The organism is Helicobacter marmotae, assembly GCF_003364255.1.
GTDB classification, from domain to species: Bacteria; Campylobacterota; Campylobacteria; order Campylobacterales; family Helicobacteraceae; genus Helicobacter_C; species Helicobacter_C marmotae.
The window spans coordinates 22,010-44,014 of the sequence record NZ_NXLR01000008.1 but is presented as its reverse complement, the minus strand read 5'-3'; the positions used below and the strand labels follow the sequence as shown (position 1 = coordinate 44,014).

General features: G+C 38.7%; 19 protein-coding genes and 1 tRNA gene. 8 read left to right on the top strand and 12 right to left on the bottom strand.

The window, feature by feature from the left end:
- The first annotated feature begins 118 nt into the window (after positions 1–118).
- The 3 genes from CQA63_RS05260 to CQA63_RS05250 are packed head-to-tail and all read left to right on the top strand — an operon-like array spanning position 119 to position 2,182.
- Positions 119–637: a hypothetical protein gene (locus tag CQA63_RS05260; RefSeq protein WP_104700171.1), complete on the top strand. Its 519-nt coding sequence runs from the start codon at positions 119–121 to the stop codon at positions 635–637.
- On the top strand, positions 637–1,359 hold the full coding sequence (gene tlyA, locus CQA63_RS05255) for a 23S rRNA (cytidine-2'-O)-methyltransferase TlyA (RefSeq protein ID WP_104700135.1): 723 nt from the start codon (positions 637–639) through the stop codon (positions 1,357–1,359). Before CQA63_RS05260 ends, tlyA begins: the two co-directional genes overlap by 1 nt.
- The gene (locus tag CQA63_RS05250) at positions 1,328–2,182 is read left to right on the top strand and encodes a bifunctional riboflavin kinase/FAD synthetase (RefSeq protein ID WP_104700134.1); all 855 of its coding nucleotides are present in this window, start codon (positions 1,328–1,330) and stop codon (positions 2,180–2,182) included. The genes tlyA and CQA63_RS05250 overlap by 32 nt, the downstream gene beginning before the upstream one ends.
- Before the next feature lie 38 nt (positions 2,183–2,220).
- Here the strand turns inward: CQA63_RS05250 and CQA63_RS05245 are convergent, their stop codons facing one another.
- The 7 genes from CQA63_RS05245 to CQA63_RS10220 form a co-directional block, all read right to left on the bottom strand.
- On the bottom strand, positions 2,221–2,799 hold the full coding sequence (locus CQA63_RS05245) for a DUF2393 domain-containing protein (RefSeq protein WP_104700133.1): 579 nt from the start codon (positions 2,797–2,799) through the stop codon (positions 2,221–2,223).
- A gap of 10 nt (positions 2,800–2,809) precedes the next feature.
- Positions 2,810–3,496 carry a bifunctional phosphoribosyl-AMP cyclohydrolase/phosphoribosyl-ATP diphosphatase HisIE gene (hisIE, locus tag CQA63_RS05240; RefSeq protein ID WP_104700132.1) on the bottom strand — a complete coding sequence of 229 codons (687 nt, stop codon included), beginning with the start codon at positions 3,494–3,496 and terminating at the stop codon, positions 2,810–2,812.
- A 3-nt stretch (positions 3,497–3,499) separates the two neighbouring features.
- Positions 3,500–4,591 (bottom strand): SPFH domain-containing protein, encoded by a 1,092-nt coding sequence (locus tag CQA63_RS05235; protein ID WP_104700131.1) that lies wholly within the window; start codon positions 4,589–4,591, stop codon positions 3,500–3,502.
- 9 nt (positions 4,592–4,600) lie between these two features.
- Positions 4,601–5,524 carry a branched-chain amino acid transaminase gene (locus CQA63_RS05230; RefSeq protein ID WP_104700130.1) on the bottom strand — a complete coding sequence of 308 codons (924 nt, stop codon included), beginning with the start codon at positions 5,522–5,524 and terminating at the stop codon, positions 4,601–4,603.
- Positions 5,525–5,613: 89 nt separating this feature from the next.
- Entirely contained in the window at positions 5,614–7,575 is a 1,962-nt protein-coding gene (locus CQA63_RS05225; protein WP_104700129.1) for an ABC-F family ATP-binding cassette domain-containing protein, read from the bottom strand.
- Positions 7,572–8,105, bottom strand: a complete 534-nt coding sequence (locus CQA63_RS10225; RefSeq protein WP_233706629.1) for a hypothetical protein — start codon at positions 8,103–8,105, stop codon at positions 7,572–7,574. Before CQA63_RS10225 ends, CQA63_RS05225 begins: the two co-directional genes overlap by 4 nt.
- Entirely contained in the window at positions 8,098–9,051 is a 954-nt protein-coding gene (locus tag CQA63_RS10220) for a hypothetical protein (RefSeq protein WP_233706628.1), read from the bottom strand. The genes CQA63_RS10225 and CQA63_RS10220 overlap by 8 nt, the downstream gene beginning before the upstream one ends.
- 361 nt (positions 9,052–9,412) lie before the next feature.
- Here CQA63_RS10220 and CQA63_RS05215 point away from each other — a divergent pair, with 361 nt between their 5' ends.
- The 4 genes from CQA63_RS05215 (at position 9,413) to CQA63_RS05200 (ending at position 15,461) form a co-directional block, all read left to right on the top strand.
- Positions 9,413–12,403, top strand: coding sequence for a DNA translocase FtsK (locus CQA63_RS05215; protein WP_233706627.1), 2,991 nt, complete (start codon positions 9,413–9,415; stop codon positions 12,401–12,403).
- 70 nt (positions 12,404–12,473) lie between these two features.
- Entirely contained in the window at positions 12,474–13,904 is a 1,431-nt protein-coding gene (locus CQA63_RS05210) for a Do family serine endopeptidase (protein ID WP_104700127.1), read from the top strand.
- A 9-nt stretch (positions 13,905–13,913) separates the two neighbouring features.
- Positions 13,914–14,753: a CheR family methyltransferase gene (locus CQA63_RS05205; protein WP_104700126.1), complete on the top strand. Its 840-nt coding sequence runs from the start codon at positions 13,914–13,916 to the stop codon at positions 14,751–14,753.
- Between the two features lie 3 nt (positions 14,754–14,756).
- Positions 14,757–15,461 carry a CheB methylesterase domain-containing protein gene (locus CQA63_RS05200; protein WP_104700125.1) on the top strand — a complete coding sequence of 235 codons (705 nt, stop codon included), beginning with the start codon at positions 14,757–14,759 and terminating at the stop codon, positions 15,459–15,461.
- A gap of 94 nt (positions 15,462–15,555) precedes the next feature.
- On the opposite strand, the gene CQA63_RS05195 is transcribed toward CQA63_RS05200, so the two are convergent.
- Entirely contained in the window at positions 15,556–16,929 is a 1,374-nt protein-coding gene (locus tag CQA63_RS05195; protein WP_104700124.1) for a hypothetical protein, read from the bottom strand.
- A 375-nt stretch (positions 16,930–17,304) separates the two neighbouring features.
- Between CQA63_RS05195 and CQA63_RS05190 the strand changes: the two genes are divergently transcribed.
- A tRNA-Asn gene (locus CQA63_RS05190) sits at positions 17,305–17,379 on the top strand.
- A gap of 65 nt (positions 17,380–17,444) precedes the next feature.
- On the opposite strand, the gene CQA63_RS05185 is transcribed toward CQA63_RS05190, so the two are convergent.
- Genes CQA63_RS05185 through CQA63_RS05170 form a run of 4 tightly spaced genes read right to left on the bottom strand, consistent with a single transcriptional unit; the run spans position 17,445 to position 21,994 of the window.
- Complete coding sequence (locus CQA63_RS05185) at positions 17,445–17,693, bottom strand: hypothetical protein (protein ID WP_104700123.1); 249 nt, start codon at positions 17,691–17,693, stop codon at positions 17,445–17,447.
- A 1-nt stretch (position 17,694) separates the two neighbouring features.
- The gene (gene mfd, locus CQA63_RS05180) at positions 17,695–20,706 is read right to left on the bottom strand and encodes a transcription-repair coupling factor (RefSeq protein WP_104700122.1); all 3,012 of its coding nucleotides are present in this window, start codon (positions 20,704–20,706) and stop codon (positions 17,695–17,697) included.
- Between the two features lie 14 nt (positions 20,707–20,720).
- A complete protein-coding gene (locus CQA63_RS05175; protein WP_104700121.1) occupies positions 20,721–21,134 on the bottom strand; it encodes a bactofilin family protein in 414 nt (137 codons plus the stop codon).
- Positions 21,092–21,994: a M23 family metallopeptidase gene (locus CQA63_RS05170; RefSeq protein ID WP_104700120.1), complete on the bottom strand. Its 903-nt coding sequence runs from the start codon at positions 21,992–21,994 to the stop codon at positions 21,092–21,094. Before CQA63_RS05170 ends, CQA63_RS05175 begins: the two co-directional genes overlap by 43 nt.
- Positions 21,995–22,005 lie beyond the last annotated feature (11 nt).

Here is a 22,005-nt window from a genome sequence, read left to right as displayed (position 1 = left end):
ATGAGATAAAGTATTGTAGCAACTTTGTGCTAAAATTGCATAAGCTAGCCTACTATGCAAGACATACAAGACAAGTGATACAAGGACAGACGTGCATATTCTCATATATTTTTTGATAATGCTTATTATTTGTGTTCAAGGATGTAGCGATTTTTATGCAAAAGACTTCATACATATAGCTTCAGCCACTCAAGGCACAAAAGAAGAAAACACACAAAAAGAGCGCGAAATACAAGCTATGCGCAAATCACAAATTTTACAAGATGAGCATACTCGTGTGCTGATGATTGTACGCTATGTCAATGAAATTGATAGCACATTATTGCAAAATGGCAAAGAAGAAGTGTTTTTAGTAGAAGTATATGCAAAAGATGAGACACTAAGCCCTAATCTCTTTAGCTTTACATTAAGCAATACCTACAAAAGCACTCAAGCAAATGCTATTATCAAGCTAAGTAAAGAAGAGCTCGCACAATTTGCACCAGATATTATCTATAATGATGTCTATAAAGTGAGTTTTGCTCACATGGGAGCAAGGGGTAGGGATAGTTTAAAATTGCTAGCCCATATCAAAGGTATAGGCGATATGAGCTTTGATTTTGGCTATGCAAAAGCAAAAAGCAATCTCACAAAATAATGCAACGACTCGATCAATACTGCACTGCACTCCTCTCTTCTCGCACAAAGGCACAAGAGGCTATCGCGCTAGGTTGCGTTAAGCTCAATGGTAAAGTGATTTATAAAAATGCCACCCTCTTAAAAGATGATGATACAATACAAATTGACACACAGCACTTACTCCTTGGGAGGGCGGGTTATAAGCTTAGGAGCTTTATTGATACACTAGAAGAGAGGCAAATATGGGCAAAGGGCTATTTAACTCACAAAAGGGTATGTGATATTGGCTCAAGCACTGGGGGATTCACTCAAGTGCTTTTAAGCCACAATGTATTGCAAGTGGTGTGTATTGACGTAGGCAAAAACCAACTTCATGCCCATATCCGCGATGATAAGCGTGTAGAAGTATTTGAAGAGTGCGATATAAGGGACTTTAAAGATGATAGAATCTTTGATCTTGTCGTGTGTGATGTAAGCTTTATCTCGCTCTACAAATTATTAGAGAGTTTTAAGGCACTTCAAAGCAGGGAATACATCTGGCTTTTTAAGCCACAATTTGAAGTGGGCAAAAATGCCAAAAGAGACAAAAAAGGCGTGCTTAAAGATAAGAATCTAGGACTAAAGGCATTAGAGAAGTTTTGCCAATATGTGCAAAATGATTTTCACATCATACACACTCAAAAAAGCGCACTTTTAGGAAAGGAAGGAAATGAAGAGTTTTTTATCTATGTCAAGCGATGAGCATATACAAGGCTTAGCATTAGGCAAATTTGATGGTATGCACTTAGCGCATAAGGCGTTATTTGAGTATCTTCCAAACCAAAGTGTGCTTTTATGCATACAAAGCCAAAACCCAGCCCTCACTCCTAACAAAGAACCCTATAGTCCATTTCCTATTATTTCTATTGCGTTTCAAGAGATTATGCAATGGAGTGGGGAGTATTTTATGCAAATACTTAAGGAAAAATTCCCATTATTAGAGGTGTTAGTCGTGGGATATGATTTTGCCTTTGGTAAAGATAGGGCTTTTAATGCAAGCGATTTGGCACATTTATTTGATAAAAAGATTATTATTATGCCAGAATTTTGCATTCATGGAATGGGCGTTCATTCAAGTTTAATTCGCGAATTTATACATCATGGAGATATGGATAATGCAAAGGATATGCTCGGGCGATACTACCATGTGCAAGGTTCAATCATCACAGGGCAGAATCTTGGCTCAAAAGCACTCTATCCAACCATCAACATACAAACACAAGGCTATGTACTCCCACAAGATGGCGTATATGCAAGCTTTACAGAGCTTGAGGGAGAGCTTATGCCAAGTGTGTCATTTATAGGGCATCGCCTAAGCACAGATAGACATTTTAGTATTGAAACCCATATCCTTAATAAAGCCATCCCTCAAATACAATCTATACAAGCACGTATATACTTTATCCACAAAATACGCGATAATCAAAAATTTAATGACTTAGCTCTCTTAAAACAGCAAATATCACAAGATATTAAAATATCTCAAAATATCTTAGCACAAGTAGATAGAGCCTATCTTTTATAGACTAACGTAGTGCTAGTGGCTAAAGTTAGTGGCTAAAGTTAGTGGGTAATATGTTTATCTTGTATTTTGTGTGCAAATTGATTTGATAAATAGCAATCAATGTAGATTCTATATAAAAATGGTTCTTTTCCCTCAAAATGTGGCACAATAATAGCAAACTCATGCTGCCCTCCGGGGGCAATCTGGGCATTAAAAAATGTCCCTGAAGAGCTTTTAGGGAAAATGGAGTTTATCACATTCATAATCTTACTCCCGCTCTCATCGCGCACCTCATTAACCGCTACATAGCATTGACTAATAGGGATTTTACCCTTATGGGTAATCTCACCTGATACAAAAAATCCTTTTGTGTATTGCATAGCATGCGCACTTGTAATATTAACCTCAGTGGTATAAAAAACATTTTTCATAACAAAATGCAAGACAAAGGGTGCAGCACAAATCACCCCAGCAGAGAGAAAAAAGAATATTTCAGCGATAAATCTCCTCCCCCTTAAAAGTAAGCCAAGTGTAAAAATCATAATAAACACAAAAAAAAGTGCTAAAAGCAGGGCAAGCTCATATAAAGAAATATATGAAAGCATTTGTATAAGAAGTGCTTTAAAATCCTCAATCATCTTATATGCCCTAAGGTGAGGTACGGGAGGCTTTCTCTTCTATGCCGCTTTGATGAGTGCGTCTTTGCAATTCTTGCAAGATAAGTTCAGGAGAGATATTTGCTAAAGCTAAGCCTACAAGCATATGGTAAAGCAAATCTGCACATTCATAAATAATGGCTTTTTGCTCATTGTCTTTAAGCGCAAAGCATAATTCTCCTGCTTCTTCGATAATTTTCTTCCCTATAGTATTTACTCCCTTTGCTAAAAGCAAGGCACTATAGCTATGGCTAATATCCCCTCCCTTGCGAGATTGTATAGTATGATAAAGCTCATCAAGGATATGATATATGCCATGCTTTAATGGCGGACTATCTGTAAGTGTATTATCTGTAAGTGAAATTTGCTTAAAAAAGCAACTTTTCTCTCCGGTATGGCACGCCACGCCGACTTGCTCCACCATAAACACAAGACTATCATTATCGCAATCTAAAAATACTTCTTTAATATGCTGTGTATGTCCGCTTTGCTCGCCTTTTTGCCAGATTCTCTGTTTGGAGCGAGAAAAGTAGTGAGCTATATGTGTTTGTAGGCTAAGTTGAAGTGATTCTTTTGAAGAGTAGGCAAGCATTAGCACCTGCTTACTCTCTTGGTCTTGGGCGATAGTGGGGATAAGCCCATTCTTTGCCCAATCAATCGCACTCAGCACATCTTGCATAAATTATTGCCCTATGACTGCACTTTTTTGCTTGCTTTTAGAATCTACCCAAATATTTGGCACTGCCCCGCCGGGGGTTAAGAAAATTTGTGCATTCGCATTTTCTTTTAAGGCTTCATTAAATTTACCTTGCGTTTCAATCTGACGTAATTCAAGCAAACGTTGTGAGAGGCTTTCATTCACAAGGCGATTAGCTTCACTTTGCCCTTTTGCCTCAATCTCTAGCGCATCAGCCTTACCCTTTGCCCTCTCACGCAAGGCATTTGCTTCTTCTTTTGCTTTTTGGGCATCTCTTTTGGCAAGCTCAACACCCTCAATACGCGTTTTTACCTGCTCTGGCAACACAATCTCGCGCAATTGGATAGATACAAGCTTTACTGGTTGATTGGGCGTTGCATCAAGCTTGCTTTTAAAGCCTGTATAAATAAGATTTGCTACCTCGTCTCTTTTAGTGGGTAGCTCCTCTGTGGGGTAATTCCCAACCGCACTCCGCACGACATCACGAATAACGGGATTAATGATTTTTTGCTCCCATGCTGTGCCATATTCAGCAATCGTAGCAGGAACTTTCTCACGCTCTAACTGATATTGCACGGTAAGCTCTATAGAAATAGTCATACCGCTTGTATCCATCACATTAATAGCATCATTGCGTAAAATGCTTTGCTCACGTCCGATATTACCCATATCCTCAATGCGTGAGAAGTTAATAGTCCTCACCTTTGTATCTACAATAATCACATCTTGAATAATAGGCACAAAGAAATGTAATCCCGGATCAAGCGGCTTAGGGTCATATTTCCCTGTAGTTACCTTAATACCCACTTCCCCAGCATTCACAATCACAAAAGGACGCGCAGCAATAAAAATCACAATAAACAATATAATAACAATAAGCACGCCTAAGGTCTTACCGCTAGGCATAGAAGGCATTGGGAAAGATTCCATATTAAAGCCATTATTGCCTCTATTATTCCTATTGTTATTGGGACGATTATTGCCACCCCCTTGATTGTTGTTTTTCTGCTCTAATGAAGCTTTTTCATCAATTTGGGCACGTTTTTTCTTTAAATGCTCATTTAAATCAATAGGCATTGTATCTCCTTAATCAATATAAGTTAAATAATGTGCGTATTTGGGATTTTCTCCATTCACAAGCTTAAAAAATGCACTCTGCAATGCCTTTGTCATTTCTCCAGCCTTACCATTGCCAATAATACGAGAATCAAGCTCGCGCACGGGTGTAACTTCTGCTGCCGTACCTGTGAAAAACGCTTCATCAGCAATATACACCTCATCACGCGTAATGCGACGCTGCTCTATGGGAATACCCATATCTCTAGCAAGCTCCATAATCGTGGCTTGCGTGATAGATTCTAAAGTATTATCATAAGATGGTGTAATAAGCTTGCCATTACGAACGATAAAAAAGCACTCCCCCGTGCCCTCAGCCACAAAGCCATTATCATCAAGTAATAATGCCTCATCGCAACCACAAGAGATTGCCTCATGCTTTGCCATTTGTGAGTTAAGGTAATTTGCAGCTGCCTTTGCTTTACCCATAGTGGCTTTTACGGGGTTGCGTACAAAAGAGCTTATCTTTACCTTAATGCCATTATTCATACCCTCTTCACCAAGATACGCACCCCATTCCCATGAGGCAATAGCTACATTCACAGGAGCAGCCATATGAGCTACACCCATAACACCATAGCCTAAATAAATAATAGGGCGAATATATACATTACTTTTATATTCATCTTTATTTGCCCTCAAAAGCTCTACTTGTGCGCACTCTAACTCTTCTTGTGTATAAGGGCATTTAATACATACAATCTTGGCAGAATCTAAAAGTCTTCTTGTATGGTCTTTTAAGCGGAAAATAGCCAAGCCTTTTTTTGTCATGTAGGCTCTTGTGCCCTCAAATACGGCATTGCCATAGTGCAAAGTATGGCTAAGGATATGCGTTGTCGCCTCTGCCCAAGGCACAAGCTTGCCATCTTTCCAAATATATTTTGATTCTTTCATTCTAGGATACCCTCCATTCATATTGTAAAATAGTGGTTTCTCAAAATAGCCTTTGATTGTAACAAAAGTTTTATAACAAACCCTTTGCTTTATGTCGCTTTATGGCTTAAAGCCTCACTTTTCTCCTCAAGCAATAAATACTGCGTGATTTTCTCTTCTAGCTCAGATTCTAAACTTTGCAATTCTTGTGCTAGGGCTTTTATATCCTGCTTTTGATATTCTTTAGGATTACTTAATAGTGCTTGGAGGGCTTTTTGCCTCTGCTCTAAGCTTTCTATCTCGCAAGGGAGGGAATCTAGCGCTCTTCTCTCATGGTAGCTTAGCTTTTTATTTGCTTTTTTAGGCATATCACTTAGGGCTGCCATATTGTGGTGTTCTTCTCTTTTTTGTGTGTTTTCAAAATCACTCATATATGCTAAATCTTTAGCAATATCTAAATATTCGCTATAAGAGAGATAGCTCTGGCTTATTACGCCATTTCCTTCAAAAATAAGGAGTTTTTGCGCGATTTTATCTACAAAATATCGATCATGGCTTACAAAAATCACCGCACAACCAAGGCTTAAAAGATACTCCTCAATAATATTAATTGTTTGTATATCCAAATCATTAGTAGGCTCATCAAGGAGGAGCACATCAACTTCCTTTGTGAAAAGCAAAGCCAAGGCTACTCTAGTTTTCTCTCCACCACTAAGAGAACCCACTTTTTGAAAAAGCAATGCTTTTGGGAAGAGAAAATTTTTCAAATACCCATATACATGCAAATGTTTGCCCCTTACATTGATATGCTCTCCCCCATTGGGGCAAAAAGTTTGCAATAAGTCTTTATCATCTTTAAGCATGGTTGTATGCTGGTCAAAATACCCTATGCTTATATCGCCCACTTTAATCACCCCCGAATCTGGCTTTTGCTCTCCTAAAAGCATTTTAAGCAAACTCGTTTTCCCTGAGCCATTGTGCCCGACAATAGCAATCTTCTCACGCGATAAGATTCTTAAGCTAAAATCCCTTATTAGGCATTTCTCACCTATGCTTTTAGATAAATGCTCAATCTCAAAAAGGCATTTTTGATTATTGCTACTTTGTGTTTGATTAAAAGCTTTTTGCTCTCGCTCTAGCTCAAGGCGCATTTTGCGTATTAAAGCTGGATTTGCCCTAGACTCCTCACGCATAGCTAAGATTCTCTTTTTCCGCCCTTCATTTCGCTTAGTCCGTGCTTTCACACCGCGTCTTAGCCATTCTTCTTCTGTTTTAAGAATCTTAAGAAGCTTTTGGTGCGCTTTATCCATATTTCTTAGAATCTCCGCCTTTTTACTCAGATAGTCTTTATAGCCACCATCAAAGCTAGTTAATAAGCCATTATCTAGCTCTACAATGCGCGTTGCGACATTATCAATAAAATACCTATCATGGCTAATAAACACTAAAGTAACATTCGCCCTTACAATAAAGTTTTCTAAAAATTGCACCATTTGCACATCAAGGTGATTGGTAGGCTCATCAAGTAATAAAATATCACAAGGCTGCAAAAGCAGACTTGCTAAAGCCACTCGCTTCTGCTCCCCACCACTTAAGGAATTTACCAATCTATGCTCAAATGCACCAAGCTCAAAATGCACTAAAATCTCTTCAACCAATGCCTCCAAATCCCAAACTTTATATGCGGTGAGATAGGCACTCAAACGTTCATATTCCTCAATAATTTCTTTACTCACACAATCTTTAGCCATGTCCTCATGCAAGGATTCTAAACGATTATGCGCAATCCTAATTTCACCCATACTTTCTATAAGCACGTCTTTCACACTTGCATTGGGGTTAAAAAGAGGTTTTTGGGGAAGAGAGAGAATCTTTAAATTTCTCACCCCTATACGTTGCCCGCTATCACTTTGTAACTCCCCTAACATAATGCCTAAAAGAGTAGATTTGCCCGAGCCATTTTGACCAATAAGGGCGATTCTCTCTTGTTGAGAGATATGGAGGGAAATGTGATTTAAAATCACTTTATGGTCATATTGCTTGCTTACATCTTGTAAGGATAAAAGTTTCATTTAAACTCAAAGGTCTTAATTTGCGCCAAAGACAAAATAGCAAAATTTGTATTTTTATTCCGTTTTGATTCCTTACCTGCCTTGATGATTGAAGCGGGCGTATTAAAGCGCAATTCTGAATCAATATAGATAAGCTCAAAAGTCTGGCGATTAACCGCACTAAAATATTCAATTTCCTTATGGAAAATCACTACATTATAAAACTTGCTTGCTGACATAATTTTAATCTTAAGCTCCAAGCCAAAAGTTGGATTATCTGTAAAAATCAAAAAATCTTTTGTGTTTTTGGCAATATAGCGATGATAGTATTGATATATAGCATACTCATTTTCACGCAATTTGCCTTTATCAAGCATTTTTGTGTGATTCCCTAAAAATGTCATCGCACAAAATGGGCTATTGATATTATGTTTGAAAAATACATTTTTAATCGCAACAGAAGACATACCAAGCTTCCATAGCTTATTATCAATATGTGTAGCACATACATCCATAGCGTCTTTTGTTTTATTGATTAAAAGCTCATACATTTTTTTTAAACACGCCTTCAAATTTCACAAGATTTTCTTTCTTAAAATTATCTGCTAATGCCTTAAGCCTATCAATAGTGGCATTAATGATTTTAATATCAGATTCTGCTTTGGCGATAATAGCCTTTGTCTTTACCTTACGTTCTTCTAAAAGCTTTGGGTCGCCCTTTTTGGCATCAATCTTAGACTGGATAGAACGTAGCTCCATAGAGCCCACGCGGATTTTATTTTGCAAAGAGAGCTTCTTTTCATTAAAAGTATCAATCGCTCTTAGCACGCCTTTATAATGGTACTGCGCATCAAGGAAACATTCTGAATAAATTTTATCTGGAGTGAGATTTGTATTTGCCTGAAAATGCCTATAGGAATATTCAAGCTTCTTTAATACCGCCAAGTCATCGGTAAAATTATCAATCGTAATATGCCTATCATTAAAGATAAGATAATCAATCGCCTTTTGCAAATAAGGCTTAATCACAATATAACTAATCTTTTTTTGTGGGTCTTCATTCCCATCTTCCATACCGCTAAGAGAATTAAGGGCATTAAATTCATCTTGAAAATAGCTTTTAATCGTTTCAGGGATAGGTGTGCTTATTTGTATGCTATTAAGCTTAAGGTAATTTGTCTCTGTGAAAATCTGCTTTGCAATCGCAGCTTTTGCGTCTATTTCTTTGCTTTTAAGCTCATCATCTGTATTTGTGCGCCAAAAATCAATCTCTCGTATCAAGCCACCCTCTGGGAAACTCTGGTATTTTGAAGCCTTACAGCTTGTTACCCTATCATTGCCATCATCATCAAGCCGAAACTCCACAAGCATACCCGCAATAGGCATCATACGTTGGTCATGCCAATGTTTTTCACGCAATTCGTAAATCTTTTTGTTCGCATTAATAATGACACCATTTTTTGTTTGGCTAGAATACCTTAAAATCTTACCATGCACTCTTTGACTCCTTAACTTGCCTCATCGCCTCCACAGCAACTACTAAAATTTGTTAAAAAGTTTTTATTGTAACCAAAATAAAAAAATATTTATAAGATTCCCAAAATCTTTATGCTATAATCTCCGCTCTTATTTTAGGCGAATCTGTTTATTTTTGCATTTATTAATGCTTTTGTATCGCCAATCTTTACGCACTCATAAAAAGCATATTAAATAAACTTAATGCCACAAAATAGCGGCTATTAAGTATAAAGGATACCTTATTAAAAAACTATATTTTTATATCGCTCTTAATATCATTGTTATTTTTCTCTCCATTGCGACCATTATTGGGGATAATGGTCTTGTGGGCGATTTTGGCGTGAAGTTTGCTCATGCTAATATTGATATTTTTGGCTATGTAGCCTATATATATTTGCCTCTTTTGCTTTATCCGCTTTATGCTTTATATAAAAATGCTAATCTCACCTTTAGGCGCTTAGAGCTTGGTGTATCATTTTCTCTATTGTTTATTGCTATCTTGCTCTTGCAATCTCTCATCTTTGAAAAAGGTTCTTTTGGCAATAGCTTAATGTTCTTCCTCAAAGATTATATTGGCTATTTAGGCGTATGGGTACTTGATATATTTTTCTTTCTCTTCTCATGGCTTATTTGCACGCAACGCAATATAGACCTCCTCCTCAAACAGACAAAACACAAAACCCTAGTTATACTTGATATAACTAAACACCTATCTCTGCGCTATTTTCAGGCTACTAAGGCATTTTGCATTCATCTCAAAGCATATCTTACGCCATTACTACAAAGGCTTTTTAATAGAAAACAACGCATTATTGATTTACAAAATGCCCTGCAAGAAGAAACAAAGCAAGCAAGTTATAACTTTAAAGATGTGGTGGTGGAGAAGAGTTTTGATGAATCTCATCAATCTTACCATCATACCCATGCTGCCGCCCCTCATAATGAACATTCACAAAAAGAACAGCCCATTCCTGCAAAGTCTCAAACATCTGAGCCAACACTGCATTTAGAGCTAATTAATGCTACAGGAGAAGAAGTAAAGCTAAAAGACTTTTTTGAAACCCAGCTTGCAGCCCACCAAGATATGCTAAAAAATCTCAAAAGCCATATTGCCCTTACTCAGCCTGTTATCAACCTCTCACAACCAACATTATCTCACACAAGCAAAAATAGCATTAAAGAAGATACACAAGCCTCCCTAGAACAATCTTTAGAGCAAGCAAATACTGTTCATACAATCCCCACGCCACCGCCACGTCCGCTTAATCCTGATGTATTTCTTAAGCCCATCCAAACACAAGTCCAAAATGAAAACACACAAGCTTCACAATCGCATACACTCCAATCTATAGCCACCTCACTTGCACCAAATGCAGCAGAAGATTCTAAACAAACACCTCCCCATACACCTAATGAGCAAACACCAGAGCAAATCAATACGCAACAACACCAAGAGAATCACCAAAATAATGAAATAAATCAACAAGTAGATACCCAAGCACAAAGTGAAGATAATCAACCTCCCAAACATGACAACTTAATAGACAATCGCGTAGAAAATAGCGCTTCTTTGAACGCTCCTTTAAATGAAATATCTCAAGCGCAAAATACACAAACGCCCATTCAAACACCAGCACCCAAAATAGAGCAGCCTTCACAAAATATGCAAGAAAATACACAAAGCTCACCACAAGCCATACCTCAAAGCCCCATTGCAGCACAAGAAAACTCACGCCAAGAAGCCCCATTGCAACAAAATCTCAAGAATCCTACACCCCAAACTTCCACACAATGGCTAGATTCTATCGTGCAAGAAATCCCCGCACAAACCCCTAAAGTGCCAAGTCATAACCATTTAAATATCACTGAACTTGATGAAAATAAAGAGCTCCTTAATGAACTTGAATATGGTAAAATCGATAAGCCCAAACACTTTAAACTCCCTCTCACAAGCTTTCTTAATCAACCAGAACATAAAGAGGGAGAAATTGATGAGGTTGAGATTGACCGCAAGATAGAAGAGCTACTTACCAAGCTTAAAATGTTCCGCGTGGAGGGAGATATAGTCCGCACTTATTCTGGTCCTATTGTAACCACCTTTGAGTTCCGCCCCGCTCCCAATATAAGAGTAAGCAAGATTCTTGCCTTAGAAGATGATATTAAGCTAGCCCTAAGTGTGCCTGCTATCCGCATTCAAGCCCCAATACCGGGTAAAGATGTCGTAGGTATTGAAATACCAAATAACACCACACAAACCATTTATCTACGCGAAATCTTAGAATCTGCCCTTTTTAAAACTTCTGCTTCACCGCTCACACTCGCACTGGGTAAGGATATTATTGGCAATCCTTTTATCACAGACTTAAAAAAGGCTCCGCATTTACTTATTGCCGGGACTACAGGGAGTGGGAAAAGTGTGGGGCTAAATGCAATGATACTCTCCCTGCTTTATAAAAACACGCCTGATAATCTTAAGCTTCTAATGATTGACCCAAAAAAGGTAGAGTTTAGCATTTATGCCTCTATCCCTCATCTTATCACGCCCATTATTAGCGAGCCTAAAAAGGCTATCATAGCCCTTAATAGCGCAGTGGCAGAAATGGAAAAACGGCTTGAATTAATGAGCGAAGCCTTTGCTAGGGACATTGATACTTACAACCGCAAAATGCTTGATGAGGGAGGCAAGAAGCTCCCTTACCTGGTGATTATCATTGATGAATTAGCAGATTTAATGATGACAGGCGGCAAGGAAGTAGAGTTTGCCCTAGCGCGCATAGCCCAAAAGGGTCGTGCTTCGGGGATTCATATCATTGTAGCCACACAGCGCCCAAGCGTAGATGTGCTCACAGGCTTAATCAAAGCAAACCTCCCCTCACGCATTAGCTATAAAGTAGGGAGCAAGATAGATTCTAAGGTGATTCTTGATGGCTTTGGTGCAGAATCTTTACTTGGCAGAGGCGATATGCTTTTTAAACTCTCAGATAGTCGAATCATACGGCTCCACGCCCCTTGGAACACAGAAGAAGAAATTGAAAAAATCACTGATTTTTTAAGGGCTCAACAAGAAGTAGAATATGACAAAAACTTTATGCTTGAAGAGAGAAATGAGCCAAACTTCCCTTATGAGAGGGATAGCAATAATGGAAGTGATCTCATTACGGAGGCAAAAAATATCATCTTGCAAGATAGAAAAACTTCAGCAAGCTATTTGCAAAGAAGGCTCTCCATTGGCTTTAATAAAGCTTCAAATATCATTGAACAACTTGAAAAAGAAGGATTCTTATCAAAACCCGATAGCAGCAAAGGCACGCGTGAAATCATCGGGCAATAAAGGGCTAGGGCTTAAGAAGTATTTATCTTAAGTTTATACAATCCACATATCAAAGACACAAGGAGTATGTATGAAATACGCGCACTTATATTTATGTTTGTCTCTTATCTTCCTATCTCATGCCTTATCCATTGACTTTATAGAAGCACCTAAAGTCCAAAAGCGCATTACCCCTCAAGGAAGTAATGACACACTCTACTCCTTTAACTCCTCCATAGAGCAAGCCAAAAAGGCTGTTGTGAATATCTCCACGCAAAAAAATGTAAGTAACCAACTTCCTAATCACCCGATGTTTAATGACCCGTTTTTTCAGCAATTTTTTGGCGATATTTATGGGCAAATTCCCAAAGAACGTATAGAAAGAAGCTTAGGGAGTGGGGTGATTATCTCAAGTGATGGATATATTATTACCAATAACCATGTCATTGATGAGGCGGATAAAGTGCTTGTTTCACTCTCAGATAGCTCTAAAGAATATACCGCCAAGGTTATTGGCACAGATGCTCGCAGCGATTTGGCTGTGATTAAAATTGAGGCAAACAACCTCTCTCCTATTAGCTTTGCAGATAGCTCTCAAGTGCTTATTGGCGATGTAGTTTTTGCGATAGGTAATCCCTTTGGCGTGGGGGAGAGTATCACGCAAGGGATTGTATCTGCGCTCAATAAAAGCGGCATTGGTATTAATGATTATGAAAACTTTATCCAAACTGACGCCTCAATTAATCCGGGCAATTCTGGAGGGGCTTTGGTGGATTCTCGTGGGGCGCTTATTGGGATTAATACTGCCATTCTCTCACGTACAGGGGGGAATCACGGCATAGGCTTTGCCATACCATCAGATATGACTAAAAAAATCGCCAAAGAGCTCATTGAAAAAGGCAGTATAAAAAGAGGCTTTTTAGGAGTGGGGATTCAAGATGTAAGTGAAGATCTCAAAGAAAGCTATGGGGATAAAAATGGTGCTGTAATCATTAGCCTTGAGCCTCAATCTCCCGCTGCAAAATCAGGGCTTATGGTGTGGGACCTTATCACACATGTCAATGGTAAAAAAATATCCAGTGCCGCAGAGCTAAAAAACCTCATCGGTATGCTCTCTCCTAATGATAAGGTTGTAGTCAAATTTATCCGCGATAAACAAGAGAGGGTAGCACAAATCACGCTTGCAGAGCTCAAAGATTCTAAAACGCATGATACCCAAAATAGCTCAAATACCCCCAATAGCTCCATGCTAGAGGGTTTAAGCGTAGAGGAGCTTACCCCAGTGCTTAGACAACGTTATAGAATCCCAAGTAATATTGATGGCGTTGTAGTCTCAAAGGTAGAGCCTAACTCTAAGGCAAAAAATGCAGGCTTTGAAGTGGGGGATATTATCGCGCAAGTAGAAAATATCGCCATTAAAAAACCAGCAGATTTAAACAATGCTTTTGCACGCTTAAAAGATAAAAATAAAAGAATTCTCATCTATAGTGGTAATGGCACAAAAACCATACTGATTAAATAAGAAAACTCAGTGATTACATTAGACAACAAGCAATTCATCACCATTAAAGAAAAGCTCTATAAATATTGTGGCATATACCTTGATGAATCTAAGCTCCAAATGGTGCAGAATAGAATCTGCTATCTTATGGATGAGATGCACATACAGGATATGGACAAGTTGCTTTATAGTATTGATAATAACACGAAAACAAAACAGCATTTTATTAATGCCTTTACCACCAATAAAACAAACTTTTTCCGTGAAGTTTTTCATTTTGAAGATATGATTAACCGCTCGCTCCCCGCACTTTTTAAACTCGATAAACCCATAAAAATTTATTGTGCTGCAAGCTCTACGGGGCAAGAGCCATATTCTATCGCTATGAGTGTGCTCTATATGAAAAAGCTCTGCAATAGCCATATACCTGTGAGCATTATCGCCACTGATATTGATACTGATGCCTTAACTGAAGCAAAAGGGGGTGTATATAAAATTGATTTTAGATATGAGAAATTCCCGCATTGGTGTAATATTGATGAATATTTTGAAGAGATTGGAGGTAACCAAACGCACTCTTCTATACACCAACTCAAAATCAAAGATGAAGTAAAATCAATGGTTACCTTTAAACAACTCAATCTCTTTGATAAGCACTATCCTTTTAGACGCGAGGAATTTGATATCATCTTTTGTCGAAATGTCCTTATTTATTTTAAGCCAGAAGACCAGCAGCAAATTCTATCAAAGCTTATTGACACGCTAAAAATTAATGGGACATTTTATCTAGGGCATTCTGAAATCCTCTATGATATGGCTGCAAAATTTGACAAACTTGGTAATAAAACTTATATAAAATTAAAGGTATAAATAATGTTAAAAACAGAAAGTATAAAATATCATCCCGATGTAGCCCTAAAGAGCAATCCTTGTAAAGTTATTCGTAGCAAACTAATAGTTATTGGTGCTTCTACTGGTGGGGTTAATGCCCTCTCATATATATTCTCCGCCCTTAAAGGGCAATTCCCTCCCATAGCAGTGGTGCAGCATATCCCTCAAAGCTTTGGCTCATCTTTTGTGAAACGGCTTAACACTATTTCAGAGCTTAATATCTGTGAAGTCACTTCCAAAGTCCCACTCAAAGCTAATCATGTCTATATCGCAGAGGGTGATAAGCATATGGCAATTGATTTTGCCCTTGATTCATATTATGCCTATCCCCTTAATGAGGAAAAACGTATCTCTCGCCATAAGCCAAGTGTCGATATTCTCTTCCGCAGTGCTAACAATGCCGCAGGGGCATCAGCACTTGGCATTATCCTCACAGGTATGGGAGATGATGGCTGTATAGGGTTGAAAGAACTATATACCAATGGCGCACAAACATTAGCAGAAAGTGAGAGTGATTGTGTAGTATTTGGTATGCCTAAAAAAGCCATTGAAATGGGAGCAGTAAGTGAGGTCTTAAATCTTGATGGTATCATTCAACGTATTATTGAATACGCCAACAATCCACTAAAGCAAATACTCTCTCCCACCCACCCCTGCAAGGGGTCAGAAGAAGCGAGCAAGAAATAAAAAGGCGATTAAAAGTAATACAATAGAAATATTAGGATAATAAAGCACACACCTCTAAAAGTGTGAAGCCTTATTTTTAGAATCTTTAATACACTTAAAAATCAAAGCGAATTTCTGCCCTTGTCTTACCAAAGGTTACATCACCAAGCCATTGAGCATAGAAGAGATTAAATTTAAGTTTCTCACTTAACGCGTAGGTAAGTGAAGGAGCGACTTCAAAAAAATCAATCCCCTTTGCATTTTCTTTCATATTTGGAGCCCTTGATACATTCACATAAGCATAGTTATTATCTCCACTAATGTAGCTTATATCAAGCCCTATTTTAAGCGGCGCAGTGAGCTTAAAATCTATAGCCCCATAGCCTACGATAATACTTGTGCCATCTCTACCGCCTGAACCCAATATGCCAAAGCCCTCGCTTGAAGAATTGATATTATTACTCCATATTTTACCAGCAGTGCTTATGCCCCCTGTAGAAGTAAGAAGCACACCATAGCCATCACCAAAGCTCCCTAAAAACCCTAGCTTTGCTCCCAAACTCCCAAACTTCGCACCTAGTTGGATATTATATATCCCTCGATTTTTTGCAAAATCAGTATTAGTAAGCCCATTGTATGTTGGGAAAGTATTGGTATTACTCCAAGTTGCAATATTTCCATATGGAAGCGTATTAACTTTGCTTAGTTGATAAAAAGGCGTAGAATTGACCCCCGCTGCTGCTACTTGAGCCAAAACATAATACTTACCTATATCTGCCTTAAGCTCAACAAAGCCAAGATAGTCAAAAAGCCCTATAACATTTGCCACACTCGCCTTAAAGCTTAGCATATCTGCAATTTTGTTATCTTTTGGAGTGGCTAGGCTAAGCATAGTAAGATTATTCCCAAGCCCCCATGCACTATCAGTAATGGGTTTTGTGCTCATAGCATTGAAAGCATAGCCAAAGTTATTTGTAGCCCAGCTATCATAAAATGCAACACTCAACTCTAAAGGCTTAAACTTAAGGCTTCCGCGAGCCCCCAAACCCACATCTGTACTCTTATCAGTAAAGGTAGAGATGATATTCATTCTCCCCGCGTCAAAAGCAAATTTAACATTATCGCTATTAAACTTCTTGCTTCCATAGAGTTGGGCTATAGAAAATCTATCCGGAAAATTCCCATTATGTAAAGACAAAGCCTGATCCCCTTGCACATCTCCATGTGTTGAAGAGCCAAGTTTGGGCACACTGGAGCCTTGATTAAGATATACCCCTGCAGTCAAATTCCAACCATTAATTTCCTCACTTTTTGCATCAAGCTTAAAGCGATACTGCCATCTATCCCCATAGCCCTCTGCCCCATTTACGCCAGAATATCTTGCAAACGCAAACCCCTTAAATTCTAGTCCCTCAAACCAGCTTTTTAGCTCATCTTGTGCGCTTAAAGTAAGCACACTTAAAGCAAGCAACATTAATTGTTTTTTCATATTTCCCTCCTGTTTTTTGGATTATATATATTAGCATATAACGCCTAAATTTTATCTAATAAGCCATTGCATATACACAACTAAATAGCAAAACTCCTAGCAAAAGGGGTATAATAGAATCGTGCTAGCCTCCGCTACTTGCTATGGGCTTTATGCGCAAAGAAATTTTAAGAATAAATGGTGATTTGGGTAGAGATTCTTTACCTCCACTTCGTGCCCCTAAGAGCTGACAAAATAACAGCATTTACTCGTAATTCCAAAGCGATTCTTCCCCCTGCTTTGAAGTATCCCCCAATCAGTACAAATGCCTATTTCTTGACAAAAAAAAAGTTTTTCTATATAATCTCCGCCTATTTATTTGCTTTCATTTTATATTCCGGATTAGCTCAGCGGTAGAGTAGGTGGCTGTTAACCACTTGGTCGCAGGTTCGAATCCTGCATCCGGAGCCACTTCTTTAAACAATCTTTTTCATATCTTGTATAACACTGAAATTTTAGCATTCATCTTTGGTCGTCTAATATGCTTTTAGCTCATCGCAAGCATTTTTATCTTGCTTGAAATAACATTTGCGTTGCAAATCTTCATAAATCTTCAACTCTGCTTCTTCTTTTTGCTGGATTTTTGCACTCTCTTGTACCTTTTGGGCTCGATACTCCCTAAGCTGTAATTGATTAGCAATATACATAAACACACAAATGCCCACCATAAGCGCTACATCAATCTTGCGCAGTTTTTTTATCCGCTCACAAAAGCCACATCTCACTTCATTGCTCCTGCTTGTTTTTTACTTCATTGCGTAAAAATACCATAATACACTTAAGCACATCATCCCAATCCTTACTTGCCGATACCATACCTTTTTTACTCCCATCCCTATACACAAGTGTGATATTCTGCCCATAATGCAATATTTGTTTCAAATGGCACATATTTGCAAGCACCTTAATGCGTATAAGCTCTAAAAATGCTTTGCTTAGCTCATCAAGCGCACCAAATCTATCAAAAATTTCAGATTCTATCTCATTAACTTCACTCAAACTCGCACAAAATGAGAGCCTACGATAGAGCTCTAAGCGTAATTTATCACTTGCAATCAATACAGGATTCAAATAGGCATTAATATTAAGCTTTATATCACACTCACTCTCCTCTACACTGCCCTTGCCACTAAGATAATGTATGCACTCCTCTAACATACGCAAATACAACCCATAGCCGATATTTTTAATATGCCCGCTTTGTGCCTCACCTAGTAGATTCCCTCCGCCACGTATTTCTAAATCATAATACGCAAGATTCTCACCGCTCCCAAGATAGGAGTTTTTCTCTAATGCCATAAGTCGCTTCTTTGCCTCTGGAGTGATATGCTCCATATCATCAACCAAAAAATAGCAAAATCCCTCTTTATTGCCTCTCCCCACACGTCCACGCAATTGATGTAAATCTGCTATGCCAAACCTATCTGCTCCCGCTACGATAATAGTATTAGCATTAGGGAGGTGAATGCCAGATTCTATAATGCTTGTGCAAAGCAAAAGATTATATGTATTGCTCGCAAAATCACACATTATCACCTCGCTTGTGGCATTATCAATTTGAGAATGTAAAGTGGCAAGCTTAATTTGAGGCAGGAGGGCTTGGAGCTCTTTTGCCTTTTTGTCAATACTTGCGATATTGTTATGGATATAAAATACCGCACCGCCACGTCTTAACTCCCGCAAAATGACTTCTTTTAAAAGCTGGGGTTTGCCTGTTTTCACAAAAGTACGCACAGGGAGTCGCTCTCGTGGTGGAGTATACAGAGAGCTTAAAGACTTAATTTGAGAGAGCGCCATATTGAGCGTGCGAGGTATGGGCGTAGCACTCATACTTAAAAGATGAGTGTTTGCAGATAATGCCTTAATGCGCTCCTTTTGCTTCACACCAAATTTATGCTCCTCATCTATTACAATCAAACCAAGATTGCTAAACTCCGCGCCCAAAAGCGCGTGTGTGCCCACAACCACATCTATTGCGCCATTTTTAAGCGCTTCAAATAAAGCAAGCTTCTCTTTAGACTTTAAGAATCTATCACACCTTGCCACACGCACGCCAAAGGGCTCTAAGCGCTCCTTTAGGGCATGATAATGCTGCGTGCATAATAAAGTCGTAGGTACTATCATCGCCGCTTGATAGTGAGCAAGGCAGATGGCATATATCGCATTCATGGCTACTTCTGTCTTGCCAAAGCCCACATCGCCACTTAATAGTCGATCCATAACCTTGCCTGAAGATAAATCCGCATAAATCTCTTCAATGCTTCTTAGCTGGTCATCTGTGAGGGTGAAACCACAGGCATTTTGAAAGGCAATAAGCTTAGGCTCTTGTGTATCAATTTTCACGCCCTTTAATAAATTGCGTTTAGCAGCAAGCTCGATGATACCATTGGCTATTTCTAAGAGTTTTGCCCTCACTTTTTGCTTTAATTTTGCAAAGCTCGCCTTACCCAATCTATCAAGTATAGGTATCTGTGTAGAATCTGCCACATATCTATCAATCATATTGAGATTTTCCACTGGTAGCAAAAGCTTATCTTCACCCGCATAGGCAATTTCAATAAAATCCCGCTCCACTCCAGCAATTTGTATATTTTTAAGCCCCATAAAAAGCCCAATGCCATAATCGCTATGCACGACATACTCACCTTGAGAAATCTCATTAAGCTTTAAGGTAGGCTTTTTAGCCCTATGTTTAGGCGTATGGATATTGAGTGAGAGTATTAGCTCATCTGGGGTTATGAGATTGACAATCGCGCTAGAGTGTTTTATCTCTACTCCTTGCAAATCCACTTCATCAAAGGCTTTGAGCTTAATGTCATTGGAGCTAAGTAAGATAATATGCTTTTTATCATGTGCTTTTATCATCGAACCCAAATTTCTCGGATTAAAGAGTATATCGCTATACCCTTGAAGCTCTTGGCATAGGGGTAAAGATTCTATACTCTGCCACTCTAGGGCTTTATACATCGAATCTAAGCTATAAATCTCTTTGGCAGTATTGAGTGCTTGAGGAGTAAGCAGACTCTTATACACAAGGGGTAAAAACTGCGCCCGATCACCCAAAAACCAAAAGCCAAAGGAAGCCACATCTTTATTAAAGCCTTCAAAATCACTCTGCTCTACTTGAGATTGTATCTCCCTACTCTCCTCTGCGCTCAAAGAAAAAAGTGCCGGGAGCAACTCTAAGGTTTTTAACTCTAGGGGATTACTCATTTGCGTATGGACATCAAAAGATCGTATGCTCTCCACTTGTGTATCAAAAAAGGCGATTCTATGAGGATTCTCACTATGGGGGATAAAAATATCAATAATATCCCCTCTAAAGCTCACTTCCCCCTCTAATTCCACCACCTCTACACATTCATAGCCATACTCTATGATTTTCTCTTTTAATGCAAGGAAGTCATAATCTTTGCCGAGATTCAAAGTAAAGCTTTGCAATATGCTTTCTTTAGGGAGTGCATAAAGCACACTTGCAATAGGCGAGATAAGCACCTTAGGCGCACTTTGAGCATAAAACGCATGCAAAACATTGAGTGTATGCAAAAATTCTTCGCGAAATGAGCTTAAATCATCACCAAAATGCACTGGTAACTCAGGGAGGACAAAAGCCTTATGTGTTTGAAGAAAATCAAAGACCCAATAGGCATCTTGGGCTTGTTTAGAATCTTCTACAAGTAATAATTCATAAGAGAAATCCCCCGCTTTAAGAAGTCTATACAGACAAGATTGTATCAAACCTCTCTCCGATACTATTTGTCTTTTTTAGGTAATTCCAATGAGGCAATATCTGTCTTACTTGCTTTTTCTTTCGTTTTGCTTTCCCCCATAAATACCCCTTTGCGCTCAATGACAAATTCAGATGTGATAACCGTCCCCTCTACGCGCCCTTGAGGTTTAATCTCAAGCACATTTGAAGTGACACTTCCTATAAAGCGCCCGCTTACAATTAAAGATGCTGCTTTGACATCACCATGCACCAAACCGCTTTTACCCACCATAACAGTATCTTTAGAGTGAATATTCCCCTCAAATTCCCCATCAATATGTAATCTACAATCTGTGTTGATTTCCCCCTTGATTCTCGTACCTTGTGCGATGATAGTCGCCCCTCCTGATGAACTCACTCCATCAAGTTGTTTATTGTCGCTAACAAAGATTGCCATGCTACACTCCTTTCTTTTTCAAAAATTGAATCAAAATTGCTCATCTTCCATTCCATAAAATTTTTGGGGTCAATAACCTTACCCAAAAATCGTATCTCATAATGAAGATGCGGACCCGTGCTTTGTCCTGTGTTGCCACTATAGGCAATAAGCTGCCCACGTTTCACAAACATTCCTTTTTGCACAACTATTTTATTCAAATGAGCATAATAAGTCATAAACCCAAGTGAATGGTCTATTTTAACAAGATAACCATAACCACCAGTTGAAAAGCCAGCCGCATTTACAACACCATCGGCAGTCGCATATACGGGCGTATTTAAAGGCGTAGCAAAATCCACTCCCGTATGCAAATGCCGAGTGAAAAACAAAGGATGCACTCTATAGCCATAAGGTGCGGAAATGCGACTATAGGATTCCATAGGGTAGCCATTAGGGACAAACTTCATCACAAAAGCTTTCTGCGTGCCTGTGAGTGAGGCACTATCAATGCGATGCTCAAGGTTATTATCCATCTCCTCTGGTGTATGTAAGGGCACACCGATAATGCTCTCCAAATCCCCGACACGATTATCCACTCGTGTCATTTCTTCAATCCTCTGCCCGATTTGGATATTGAGTGTTTCATTTTTAGCAAGCATTTTTTCATAACGTTTGGCAATCGTCTCATTGAGTATAGACATCTTGCGAATCTCTGCACTGAAAGTTTTAATAGATATAACGCCAAAAGCCATAAGCGTCAAAATAAAGACTACAAAATAAAGACTAACTTGCTTGAAAATAGAGCTAACATTAAAATAACGCGACCCGTTCTGGTCGGTAATCATAAGAACAAGGCGAGATGATTTGTTTGAATCCATGTGCTCTTAAA